Origin of the sequence: Streptomyces sp. NPDC058000 (assembly GCF_042886435.1) — a bacterium.
Classification (GTDB): domain Bacteria; phylum Actinomycetota; class Actinomycetes; order Streptomycetales; family Streptomycetaceae; genus Streptomyces.
In genome coordinates, this window is the sequence record NZ_JBHVQS010000004.1 from 79,043 (window position 1) to 90,341 (window position 11,299).

The 11,299-nt window shown below is 75.1% G+C and carries 11 protein-coding genes and 1 pseudogene; 7 read left to right on the forward strand and 5 right to left on the reverse strand.

All coding sequences use genetic code 11. The features are described from left to right. Positions 1 to 56 precede the first annotated feature (56 nt). Positions 57 to 959 carry an ectoine hydroxylase gene (thpD, locus tag ACFVT2_RS06495; protein WP_390012890.1) on the forward strand — a complete coding sequence of 301 codons (903 nt, stop codon included), beginning with the start codon at positions 57 to 59 and terminating at the stop codon, positions 957 to 959. Between the two features lie 111 nt (positions 960 to 1,070). Here the strand turns inward: thpD and ACFVT2_RS06500 are convergent, their stop codons facing one another. The 3 genes from ACFVT2_RS06500 to ACFVT2_RS06510 all read right to left on the reverse strand — a co-directional run bounded on the left by ACFVT2_RS06500 (position 1,071) and on the right by ACFVT2_RS06510 (position 4,143). Continuing rightward, entirely contained in the window at positions 1,071 to 2,141 is a 1,071-nt protein-coding gene (locus ACFVT2_RS06500; RefSeq protein ID WP_390012892.1) for an alkene reductase, read from the reverse strand. Positions 2,142 to 2,282: 141 nt separating this feature from the next. Beyond that, on the reverse strand, positions 2,283 to 3,365 hold the full coding sequence (locus ACFVT2_RS06505; RefSeq protein ID WP_390012894.1) for an aminotransferase class V-fold PLP-dependent enzyme: 1,083 nt from the start codon (positions 3,363 to 3,365) through the stop codon (positions 2,283 to 2,285). A gap of 73 nt (positions 3,366 to 3,438) precedes the next feature. After that, the gene (locus ACFVT2_RS06510) at positions 3,439 to 4,143 is read right to left on the reverse strand and encodes a DsbA family oxidoreductase (protein ID WP_390012896.1); all 705 of its coding nucleotides are present in this window, start codon (positions 4,141 to 4,143) and stop codon (positions 3,439 to 3,441) included. 136 nt (positions 4,144 to 4,279) lie between these two features. On the opposite strand from ACFVT2_RS06510, the gene ACFVT2_RS06515 reads away from it, so the two are divergent. After that, positions 4,280 to 4,969 carry a class I SAM-dependent methyltransferase gene (locus ACFVT2_RS06515; protein WP_390012898.1) on the forward strand — a complete coding sequence of 230 codons (690 nt, stop codon included), beginning with the start codon at positions 4,280 to 4,282 and terminating at the stop codon, positions 4,967 to 4,969. Here the strand turns inward: ACFVT2_RS06515 and ACFVT2_RS06520 are convergent. Beyond that, entirely contained in the window at positions 4,917 to 5,498 is a 582-nt protein-coding gene (locus ACFVT2_RS06520) for a GNAT family N-acetyltransferase (RefSeq protein WP_390012900.1), read from the reverse strand. The two genes, ACFVT2_RS06515 and ACFVT2_RS06520, sit on opposite strands and share 53 nt — an antisense overlap. A gap of 8 nt (positions 5,499 to 5,506) precedes the next feature. Beyond that, entirely contained in the window at positions 5,507 to 7,048 is a 1,542-nt protein-coding gene (locus ACFVT2_RS06525; RefSeq protein WP_390012902.1) for an aldehyde dehydrogenase family protein, read from the reverse strand. Positions 7,049 to 7,217: 169 nt separating this feature from the next. On the opposite strand from ACFVT2_RS06525, the gene ACFVT2_RS06530 reads away from it, so the two are divergent. From ACFVT2_RS06530 to ACFVT2_RS06550, 5 genes and pseudogenes are all read left to right on the forward strand, one after another. Further along, on the forward strand, positions 7,218 to 7,988 hold the full coding sequence (locus ACFVT2_RS06530; protein WP_390012904.1) for an IclR family transcriptional regulator: 771 nt from the start codon (positions 7,218 to 7,220) through the stop codon (positions 7,986 to 7,988). Positions 7,989 to 8,180: 192 nt separating this feature from the next. Then, positions 8,181 to 9,419: a sensor histidine kinase gene (locus ACFVT2_RS06535; RefSeq protein ID WP_390013209.1), complete on the forward strand. Its 1,239-nt coding sequence runs from the start codon at positions 8,181 to 8,183 to the stop codon at positions 9,417 to 9,419. Then, entirely contained in the window at positions 9,340 to 9,639 is a 300-nt protein-coding gene (locus tag ACFVT2_RS06540) for a response regulator transcription factor (protein WP_390012906.1), read from the forward strand. The genes ACFVT2_RS06535 and ACFVT2_RS06540 overlap by 80 nt, the downstream gene beginning before the upstream one ends. Before the next feature lie 168 nt (positions 9,640 to 9,807). Next, a complete protein-coding gene (locus tag ACFVT2_RS06545) occupies positions 9,808 to 10,458 on the forward strand; it encodes a hypothetical protein (protein ID WP_390012908.1) in 651 nt (216 codons plus the stop codon). Positions 10,459 to 10,482: 24 nt separating this feature from the next. Then, positions 10,483 to 11,292, forward strand: a pseudogene (locus tag ACFVT2_RS06550) (class F sortase); the annotation flags it as partial. Positions 11,293 to 11,299 lie beyond the last annotated feature (7 nt).

The following is an 11,299-nucleotide window of genomic DNA, read 5'->3' on the forward strand; positions in this document are numbered from 1 at the left end:
TCCGGCGTCACCGTGACGCAGTGAGATTCCGTACGAGAGGAGAGGAAGGCACCACCATGACCACCGCACCCGAGCGCACCGCCGACCTGTACCCGACCCGTGGGACCTCCGAGGTCATCACCCCGCGGCAGGACCCGGTGGTGTGGTCGCAGCCCGGAGCGGCGGGCCCCTTCGCCGCGTCCGAGCTGGGCGACTTCGAACGGGACGGCTTCTGCGCCCTCCCGGAGCTGCTCACCGCGGACGAGGTCGCGGTGTACCGCGCCGAGTTGGACCGGTTGGTCCACGACCCGGCGACACGCAGCGACCCGCGCTCGATCGTCGAACCGACGACGCAGGACGTCCGCTCGGTCTTCGAAGTGCACCGGATCAGCGAGGTGTTCGCGAAGCTGGTCACCGATCCGCGCGTGGTCGGCCGGGCCCGCCAGATCCTCGGCTCGGACGTCTACGTCCACCAGTCGCGGATCAACGTCAAGCCGGGGTTCGGTGCCTCCGGCTTCTACTGGCACTCGGACTTCGAGACCTGGCACGCCGAGGACGGGCTGCCGAGCATGCGCACGGTGTCGGTGTCGATCGCGCTCACCGAGAACTTCGACACCAACGGCGGCCTGATGATCATGCCCGGGTCGCACCGGCACTTCGTCGGGTGCGAGGGCGCCACCCCGAAGGACAACTACAAGAAGTCGCTCCAGATGCAGGATGCGGGCACGCCGTCGGACGAGGCGCTGACGACCATGGCGGACCGGCACGGCATCCGCCTGTTCACCGGCAGGGCCGGCTCGGCGACGTGGTTCGACTGCAACGCCATGCACGGCTCCGGCGACAACATCACGCCGTACCCGCGCAGCAACGTCTTCATCGTCTTCAACAGCATGGAGAACACCGCGGTGGAGCCGTTCGCGGCCCCGGTCCGGCGCCCGGAGTACATCGGGGCACGGGCCCCGTTCGTGCCGGTCAGGTAGGGATCCGCGGCGCGCCCGCGCGGCGGCGGGCGCCCGGATGACAGACGGCCGCCGCACAGCACCCCCGTGGCGCTGTGCGGCGGCCGCCGCGCTCCGCTGACTGACGTACCGTCAGTTACCTTCCAGGGCAGGGTAGTCCAGGTATCCGTGGTCGTCGCCGCCGTAGAAGCCGGCCCGGTCCGGGGTGTTGAACGGGCCACCGGCCGCCAGCCGGCGGGGCAGGTCGGGGTTGGCGATGAACAGCGCGCCGTACGCGAGCAGATCGGCCTCGCCCTGCTCGACGAGCGGGAGTTCCTCGGGGCCGGTGGGCCGGCCGTCGGTCGCCGGGTTGAGCAGGAACGGGCCGCCGAACCGCTTCCGCAGCCGGGCCAGCAGCTCCAGGTCGCGGACGTCGCAGGTGTGCAGGTAGGCCAGGCCCAGCGGGGCGATGGCCTCGACCAGCGCGGTGTAGGTGGCCTCCGGTGCGGGCTCGGCGATGTCGTTGAACGGGTTGCCGGGCGAGAGCCGCAGACCGGTGCGGTGCGCGCCGATCGCGCCGGCGACCGCCGTGACCACCTCGATCGCGAACCGGGCGCGGGCCGCGTCGGAGCCGCCCCACTCGTCGGTGCGCAGGTTGGCGTTGGGGGCCAGGAACTGGTGGACGAGGTAGCCGTTGGCGCCGTGGATCTCGACGCCGTCGAAGCCGGCCTCGATGGCGTTGCGGGCCGCGGTCGCGAACCCGTCGACGGTCGCGCGGATCTCCTCGTCGGTCAGCTCGCGCGGGGTCACGAAGTCCGTCGGACCGTTCTGGGTGAAGCCCTGGCCGGCCGCCTTCACCGCGGACGGGCCGACCGGCTCCAGCCCGTCGGGCAGCAGCACCGGGTGGCCGATCCGGCCGCCGTGCCACAGCTGGGCGAAGATCCGGCCGCCGGCCGCGTGGACGGAGTCGGTGACCCGGCGCCAGCCGGCGACCTGCTCGGCGGTGTGCAGGCCCGGCGTGAGCGGGTACCCGCGGCCGACCACCTCGGTCTGGGTGGCCTCGGTGACGATGAGGCCGGCCGAGGCCCGCTGGGTGTAGTAGCGGACCATGGACGGGGTGGGCACCCCCTCTTCGGTGGCGCGGTTGCGGGTCATCGGCGCCATGACGATGCGGTTGGCGAGCGGGACACCGGCGAGGTCTATGGGGTCGAAGGCAGTGGTCACTGACGGCCTCTCAGCTGTGGGTCACGGGTCATCAACTCGCCTGTCGAGCTGAATCCTTGGCCATTACATCAGCCATCACGCCCCGCCCCGCATCCCCCCTGGCCTGCGGAAACACCGCGGCAACGCACGGCAATCGCGCCGTCACGGGACCAGCAGCGCCAGCGCCCGTGCCACGTCCCGGGAGGAGTTGTAGAGGTGGAACGCCGCCCGGAGCAGCCCGCCGCGGACCGACACCCGCACCCCGGCCCCGGCCAGCCGCGGTTCGGCGTCCGCCAGCCCCGGGGTGGAGACGATCGCGGACCCGGGCGCGGGCCGCGGGGCGAACCCGGCCGCCACCAGCCCGGCCCGGTACTCCTCGGCCAGCGCCACGTTGTGGGCGTGGACTCTCGCCACGCCGATCTCCGCCAGCAGCCCGAGGGACTGTGCGGCGCCCACGTAGGAGAAGTGGGCGTGCGGCTCGTCGTAGCGGCGGGTGGTCGCCGCCGGCCGGTCGATCGGGCCGTAGTTCGACTCCCCCGGGTCCTGGCCGGCGACCCATCCCGCGTGCACCGGCACCGGCCACCCCGGGCCGCCCACGTCGCCGCGTGCCGCCCGCTCCCCGCCGAAGACCATGAACGTCGTCCCCTTCGGGCACAGCAGCCACTTGTACGCCCCGCACACCACGTAGTCGAAGTCGGCGACCGGCACCGGCAGCCACCCGGCGGCCTGCGTGACATCGATGTACGTCAGCGCCCCGTGCGCCCGGGCGGCGTCCCGGATGGCGGCCAGGTCGGCGATCCGGCCGTCCATGGCGTGCACCGCGCTCACCGCGACCAGCGCCGTCCCGGGCCGCACCGCATCGGCGAGCGTCTCCCGCGGCACCGCCCGCACCGTGCAACCGCCGTGCGCCACCAGCGGATTGACCAACGAGCTGAAGTCCCCCTCGGCGACCAGCACTTCGCTGCCGGCCGGTAGCGAGGCCGCGACGAACGCCGACTGCACCGCGACCGAACTGCCCACCGCGACCCGCTCCGCGGGCACCCCCATCAGCCGCGCGAACGCCCCGCGCGCCCGCTCCGCCGTGCCGAGGTAGTCGCGCCCCATCGTCCCGTACGACGCCGACTCCGTCAGCGCGTCCCGTAGCGCGGCGGCGGTCCGCGCGGGCAGCAGCCCGCTGGCCGCCGAGTTCAGGTAGACCGTCTCGGGCGCGAACTCGTCCCCGCCCAGTGCCGTGTGTCGCTGCATGGCCCCCACTCTGGTCGGTAACCGGTCCGGCGTCCACGGCATCGCCCGGGACGCCGGACCGGTACCGGTCGGCTCACGCCTCCGGGACGGCGCAGCCCCCGTCTCCGCAGGTGTCCGCGTCGCCGGCGGCCAGCACCTGGACGGCAGAGTCGGCGTGCGCCCGCTGGAGCGCCTGGTGGAAGACGTCCACCGGCTGGGCGCCGGAGATGCCGTAGCGGCGGTCGATGACGAAGAAGGGGACGCCGGTGGCGCCCAGTTCGGCGGCGGCGTGCTCGTCGGCGCGGACGTCGGCGGCGTAGGCGTCCGGGTCGGCCAGGACCCGGGCGGCCTCGTCGGCGGGCAGGCCGGCCTCGACCGCGATCCCGGTCAGCACGGCGGGGTCGCCGAGCTGCCGGGCCTCGGCGAAGTTGGCGTGGTAGAGGGCGGTGAGCAGCGCGTCCTGCACCCCGTGGGTCTTGGCCAGGTGGAGCAGGCGGTGCAGGTCGAAGGTGTTGCCGTGGATGCGGTCGGAGCGGTAGCCCAGGCCCTCCCCGGCCGCCGCCTCGGCAACCCGGGCCTCCATCTCCTCGGCCTGGGCCCGGCTGACGCCGTACTTCGACGCGAGCATGTCGAGGATCGGCAGGTCGGTGGCGGGCGGGGCGTCCCGGTCCAGTTCGAAGGAACGGTGGACGACCTCGACGTCCGCCCGGTGGGCGAAGGCCGCCAGACCGGCCTCGAACCGGGCCTTGCCGATGTAGCACCAGGGGCAGGCGATGTCCGACCAGATTTCGACGCGCATGGGGATGACTTTCCTCGGGGGGACCGGCCGGCGACCGGTCAGGTGTACGGAGGGGTCCAACGGCGCGGGGGCGGGGGTTATTCCGGGGCGGGCGACATGCCGGATCTTGCGGGGTTACGGACGGTACCGTCCCGATATGGGCATGCCATCACCGCACGCGACCGACGGGTTCTGGGAGACGACCGGGGCCGCCAAGACCTTCACCCACCCGATCGATCCCGGGCTGCTGGCGGAGTTCGTGCCACGGTCCGCGCGGGTGCTCGACTACGGATGCGGGTACGGGCGGCTCACCGCCGAGCTGACGGGGCTGGGGTACGGGGCGGTGCGCGGGGTGGACCGGTCGGCGGCGCTGATCGCACGGGGGCGGCGCGAGCATCCGGGGCTGGCACTGCTGCGGTGGGCGGGGTTCCCGCTGCCGTTCGCGGACCGGAGTTTCGACGCGGCCTTGTTGTTCGCGGTGCTGACCTGCGTACCGGACGACGCCGGACAGCGGGCGATCGTCGGGGAGCTGGCGCGGCTGGTGCGGCCGGGCGGGATGCTGTACATGAGCGACGTGCCGTTGCAGGACGACCCGTTCAACCGCGAGCGGTACGGGCGGTTCGCGGCCCGGTACGGGACGTACGGGGTGTTCGAGACGGAGGACGGCGGGGTGTTCCGGCACCACGCGCCGGAGTGGCTGCGGGGGCTGCTGCGGGCGGCGGGCTTCACGGGGCTGCGGGAGTGCCGGGCGACGGTGCCGACGCTGGACGGCCGGACCGCCGAGCGGCTTCAGATCATGGCGCGGCGGGAGCCGGCGGCCCCTCCGGAGGGGTCAGGCGCAGGGTGAGCGCGAGGTGGGTGGCGTCGGGGGCCGGGCGGCGGTCCGGATCGGGACGCCAGCCGAGGCGGTGGTAGAAGGTGCGGGCGCGGTGGTTGTGCCAGAGCACGTCGAGGACGGCCCGGGAGCAGCCGGCGGCGCGCCAGGCGTGCAGACAGGCGGCGTGCAGGGCACGGCCCACGCCGGTGCCCCAGTGGGTCGGGTCGACGTGCAGTTGGTGGAGCGTGACGGTGCCTGCGGGGGCGGTGCGACGGGTGTCCTCCCGCGCCGTTGGGGCGTGGGGGAGGTAGGAGGCGGCGCCGACGACCGTGCCGTGGCGCACGGCGCAGAGGGTCGGGGTCCCGTCGTGGTGAAGCACCCGGTCCCAGGCGTCCCGCCAGCGGGCGTGTTCGGCGGGGGCGTCGAAGGGCGCGTCCGGTATCCGGCCGCGGAGGTAGGCGGCGCGGGCGGCGGTGTGCAGGGCGGCGATCGGCTCCAGGTCGGCGGTGGTGGCGGGGCGGACCTGCGGGGCGGGGTGCGGCGGGGCGGCGGGGGTCATGCGTCGACCTACGCCCCCTCGGCCCGGCCGTCGACGCGGCGCGGCAGCCCCAGCGGGTTGGCGTCGCGCAGCTCGGGCGGGAGGAGGGCCGGCGGGGTGTCCTGGTAGGCGACGGGGCGGAGCCAGCGCTCGACGGCGGTAGCGCCGACGGAGGTGGCGGTGGAGGTGGTGGCCGGGTAGGGGCCGCCGTGGTGCTGGGCGGGGGCGACCGCGACGCCGGTGGGCCAGCCGTTGACCACGACCCGGCCGGCGAGCGGGGTGACCGCGGCGAGCAGTCGGGCGCCGCGGCCCGCGGGGTCGGTGCCGGTGCCCTCGGCAGTGGAGAGCTGGAGGGTGGCGGAGAGGGTGCCGGGGATCCGGGCGAGGACCGCGGTGGCCTCGTCGTCGCCGGTGCAGCGGGCGAGGACGGTGACCGGGCCGAAGCACTCCTCCAGCAGGAGGTCGTGCGGGCCACTGGTGACGAGGCGGGCGGCGGGGACGGTGAGCACGGCGGCGGTGACGGTGTGTCCGCCATCCTCGGCGGCTGGGGTCAACGGGGCCTGGACGTCCGGGAGTTGGGCCCTTTCGTGGACGCCGGCAAGGAAGGCGTCGCGCATCCGGCGGTCGAGCATGGTGCCCGGCCCGGTGGCGCCGGCGGCCGTGGTGAGCGCGGCCAGCAGTCGGTCGCCGGCCGCGCCGTCGGGCACCAGGACCAGTCCCGGCTTGACGCAGAACTGCCCGGTGCCGAGGGTCGTCGAGCCGGCCAGGCCGGTGCCGATCTCCTCGGCGCGTTCGGCGGCCGCGGCCTCGGTGACCACCACGGGGTTGAGGCTGCCCAGTTCACCGTGGAAGGGGATGGGGTGCGGGCGGGCCGCGGCGGCGTCGTACAGCGCGCGGCCGCCGCGGACCGAGCCGGTGAAGCCGGCCGCGGCGATGAGCGGGTGGCGGACCAGGTCGAGGCCGGCCTGGAAGCCGTGCACCAGGACCACGGTGTCGGCGGGCAGCCCGGTCTCGGCGGCGGCGCGGCGCAGCAGGGCGGCGCACCGCTCGGAGGTGGCCGGGTGGTCGGGGTGGGCCTTGACGACGACCGGGCAGCCGGCCGCGAGGGCGCTGGCGGTGTCGCCGCCGGGCACGGAGAAGGCGAGCGGGAAGTTGCTGGCGGCGTAGACCGCGACCACGCCCAGCGGGATCCTGTAGCGGCGCAGGTCGGGGCGGGGCGGGGCAAGCCCGGGGTCGGGGTGGTCGATCCGGACGTCGAGGAAGGCGCCCTCGTCGACCAGGTCCGCGAAGGACCGCAACTGATAGGCGGTGCGGGCGAGTTCGCCGGTCAGGCGGGCGACACCGAGGGCGGTTTCGGCGTCCGCGGCGGCGATGACCCGGTCGGCGTCGGCTTCGAGGAGGGCGGCGGCGCGGCGCAGCAGGGCGGCCCGTCGGCCGCGGTCGGCGAGCGGGCCGCGGGCGGCGTGGGCGGCGCGGACCGCGGTGTCCACCGCGTGGGCTGTGGCCTCCACCGCAACCCGCTCCCGACGCTTCCCGGTTCGGGGGTCGACGCTCCAGACTGGTGCTGCCACCGGCGCTGCTCCCGCTGCTGTCACCGTGCGTCCCTCCCGGGCCAAGTCGTTGCCGCGTGAACCCTTGCCGCACACGGGACAGCGTTGACAGCGTTCTATATGCTGAACGCTGTCCCAGATGGTGAATCCTTGGGACTCTATGGCTGTCCGAACAGAGGGGTCAAGGGCGATGTCAGCTGCCGAGGCCGGTGGAGCACAGGTCAAGTCCGCGGTGCGGACGGTGGAGTTGCTCGAATACTTCGCGGGCAGCCCCGGTATGCACAGCCTCGCCTCCGTCCAGGAAGCCGTCGGATACCCCAAGTCCAGCCTCTACATGCTGCTGCGCACCCTGGTCGACCTCGGCTGGGTGGAGACCGACGCCACCGGCACCCGTTACGGCATCGGCGTCCGCGCCCTGCTGGTCGGCACGTCGTACATCGACGGCGACGAGGTGGTGGCCGCCGCCCGGCCGACGCTGGACCGGCTCTCCGACGACACCGCCGAGACCATCCACCTCGCCCGGCTCGACGGCGTCAACGTCGTCTACCTCGCCACCCGCCAGTCGCAGCACTACCTGCGCCCGTTCACCCGGGTCGGCCGCCGGCTGCCCGCGCACTCCACGTCGCTGGGCAAGGCGCTGCTCGCCACCCACACCGACGACCAGGTGCGGGCGATGCTGCCGCCCACTCTGGCCGCGCTGACCGAACACACCCTCACCGACCGCGAGCAGCTGATCGAGGAGCTGCACACGGTCCGCGAACAGGGCTTCGCGGTGGACCGCGAGGAGAACACCCTCGGTCTGCGCTGCTTCGGCGTGGCGATCCCCTACCGCACCCCGGCCCGGGACGCGATCAGCTGCTCGGTACCGGTGGCCCGGTTGACCTCCGGCCACGAGCAGACGATCAAGGATGCGCTGTTCGACGCCCGGGACCGGCTGACGCTGGCCACCCGCCGGCTCTGAGGGCCGGGACGCCTGGTACCGGAGGCGGCCCCCGGCTCCGCCACACGGCGGAGGCGGATCGTCAGCGGGACCGAGGCGCCGGGGGGCCGACAGCGGAAGCGCGGCGGACGGCACGGACCGGGTCGCGGGCGCCACCGGCGGCATGACGGGCGCGGCCACCGCCGGACGCGCCCCCGGAGCCGTCCGGTGCGACTGACCGCGGGCCGGGTGGCGCGGCGCTGGGTCCATCTGGTGCTGGGCGGGGCGCTGTTGATGCCGTTCTATCTGCTGGCGTCGGTGGCGCTGCCGCTCCTCGTGGCCGGCGCGGACCCGCTGCGCCACCTCGGCTGGCAGTTCGCCGCGTTCGCCGGTGCGCTGCCGCTGGCCGCGCTGGCCGCCCTGCTCTTCCCGCTGCTGCGGCCGTTGGAGGTGGCCGCCGTCCGGGCGCTGTGCGCGGTGCCGGCGGAGCGACTGGCCGACGGACCGGCCGGGTCCTGGGCCGCCCGGCGGCGCAGCGCGCTGTGGTTCACGGCGCACCTGCTGGCCGGCGGGATCGTCAGCGGCATGACGCTGGCCGCGCCGCCGGCCGCGGTGGTGCTGCTGGCCGCGCCGTTCGGCGTCGACGTACCGCGGCCGGGGTGGCCGCGGTACGCCGACGGGTGGGCCGCGCCGCCGGCCGGTCTGGCGCTGTTGGCGCTGCTGTTGGGCACCGCCTGGGGCGCGGGGGCGCTGCTGGCCCGCTGCGCGCCGGCGCTGTTGGGCCCCACCACCGCCGACCGGCTGGCCGCCGCCGAACGCCGGGCGGCCGAACTCGCGGCCCGCAACCGGCTGGCGCGCGAACTGCACGACGCGGTGGGCCACGCGCTGAGCGCGGTCACCCTCCAGGCGGGGGCGGCCCGCCGGGTGCTGGACACCGACCCGGAGTTCGCCCGGCAGGCGCTGGCCGCCATCGAGGACACCACCCGCGAGGCGGTCGCCGAACTCGACACCGTGCTGGGCCTGTTGCGGGCCGAGGACGACACCGTTCCGGTCGGTCCGACCGCGCCCGCGCCCACCCTGGACGCCCTGGAGACGCTGCTCGACCGGACCCGCGCGGCGGGCGTCCAGGTCACGGCGGAGCTGTCCGGGGACCGCGCGGGGGTGCCGCCGATGGTCTCGCGGGAGGCATACCGGATCGTCCAGGAGGGGCTGAGCAATGCCCTGCGGCACGCCGGACCGGTTCCGGTGACCGTGCGACTTCGGGTGGAAGAGGGGGAGTTGACGTTGGACCTTCGAGAACGACGCCTACGTCTACGACGCGCTGCGGGCCGGCGCCAGCGGGTTCCTGCTCAAGCGGGCCCGCGCCGACGAGCTGGTCCAGGCGGTGCGGCTGGTGGCGCACAGCGATTCGCTGCTGTTCCCGGCCGCGGTGCGGGCACTGGCCGCCCGGCACGCCGACGCCGCGTCCCCTGATGCGGCGCGGGCACTGCGGGACCGGCTGTCGGAGCGGGAGGGTGCGGTGCTGCGGCTGATGACCGCCGGGCTGACCAACGCCGAGATCGCCGAGCGGCTGGGCGTCGGCCCGGCCACCGTGAAGACGCATGTCGCCGGGGTGCCGGCCAAGCTCGGGGTGCGGGACCGGACGCAGGCGGTGATCGCCGCGTACGAGTGCGGGTTCGTCCGGCCGGGGTGACCGCGGGCCCCGGACGGCGCAGTCGGGCGGGCCCGCTCACCCGTTCACCGTAGGCCAGCAGGACCGCGGGGCCCGCGGGGGCTTATCTCGTGGGAGGAGGCGCGGAACTCCACCGACTTCCCCAGTGGCACACCTGTGTCGCGACCGCGCTTCGCGGAGGTTGTTCCCATGCGTTCCACCCGACTGCTCACCGGTGCCGTGCTGTCCGCCGCCACGCTGGGTCTGGCCGCCACCGCGGCGTACGCCGGCGACTTCGGCACCATCGAGGTCTCGCCGGGCATGGCCGAGGCCGGCTCCACGGTCTCCCTCTCCACCATGGGGTGTGGGAGCAGCCGCTCGGCGAGCGTGGATGCCGCCGCCCTCGGCGGCGGCACGGTCACCTTCGCCCCGGGCTCCGCCAAGGGCTCCCTGGTGGGGAAGGTGATGGTCAAGTCCGGTACCAAGCCCGGCAATTACGGGATCGGCGGCAAGTGTGCCGACGGCAAGGAGCTCACCGGTACGGTCCGGGTCGGCACGCAGGACGCGTCCGCCGGGCCGAGCATGAGCCCCGGGATGAGTATGAGCCCGAGCATGAGCCCCGGGATGGGGCACGGCAGCGCCAAGCCGAGCATGCCCGCCAAGGAGCACTCCGCGATGCCCGCGCCGGGCGGCGCCGGCCCCACCATGCCGCCCAAGGGCAAGATGAAGACCGGTGAGGGCTCCACCAGCGAGGACGGTGTCAGCACCACCGAGATCGCCGCGGGCGCCGGTGTGGTGCTGGTGGCGGCCGCCACCGGGGTCTGGCTGGTCCGCCGGCGCCGGCCCGGCGGCCGGTACTGACCCGGCCCCCGCTCCCGGCCGCCCATGCCGTCCGACGGCTCCCCACGGCCCGGTTCCCCGCAGCCACCGCCCGGTGACGGCGGGGCCCCAGGGCGGGTGGGTCGGGAACAAAAAGCCCGGGCGGGCCGGGAACGAAAGGCCCGGGCGGGCCGGGAAACGCGGGTGGGCCGGGAACGGGAAGCGTGGCCGGCGGGCCGTGGACGCAGGGGCAGGCTCCGGGCGCGGCTGTCCGGTGCGCTGGCGGTGGCCGTCACCGCCGCCGCGTGCGGTGCCGGTGGCTGGTTGATCGTCAACGGCACCCGGGACACCGCGCCGCCCCAGCCGTCCGGCGCGCAGGGGTTCACCGCCCGGCCACCGGGCGCGGGGGCGGCGACCGGGCGCCCGGCCGTGCCGCCGCTGCCGGCCGCGGAGCCGCTCCGGGTGGCGGTGCCGTCGCTGCGCATCGACGCACCGTTGACCCGGCTGGGGCTGGCCGCGGACGGCAGCCTGGCACCGCCGCCGGAGGGCAACCGGAACCTGGCCGGCTGGTACGCGGAGGGCACCCCGCCGGGCGCCACCGGCACCGCCCTGATCGCCGGCCATGTGGACACCCGCGCGGGCCCCGCGGTCTTCTACCGCCTGGGCTCCCTGAAGAGGGGGCACACCGTGCGGATCCTGCGGGCGGACGGGCGGACCGCGGTGTTCACCGTCGACGCGGTGGAGGTGTACGACGGCCGGCACTTCCCGGACGAGAGGGTCTACGGCGAGGCGCGCCGCGCCGAACTCCGCCTGATCACCTGCGGCGGCGGTTTCAGTCGGTCCCGGCAGGAGTACCTGGGCAATGTCGTGGTCTTCGCCCATC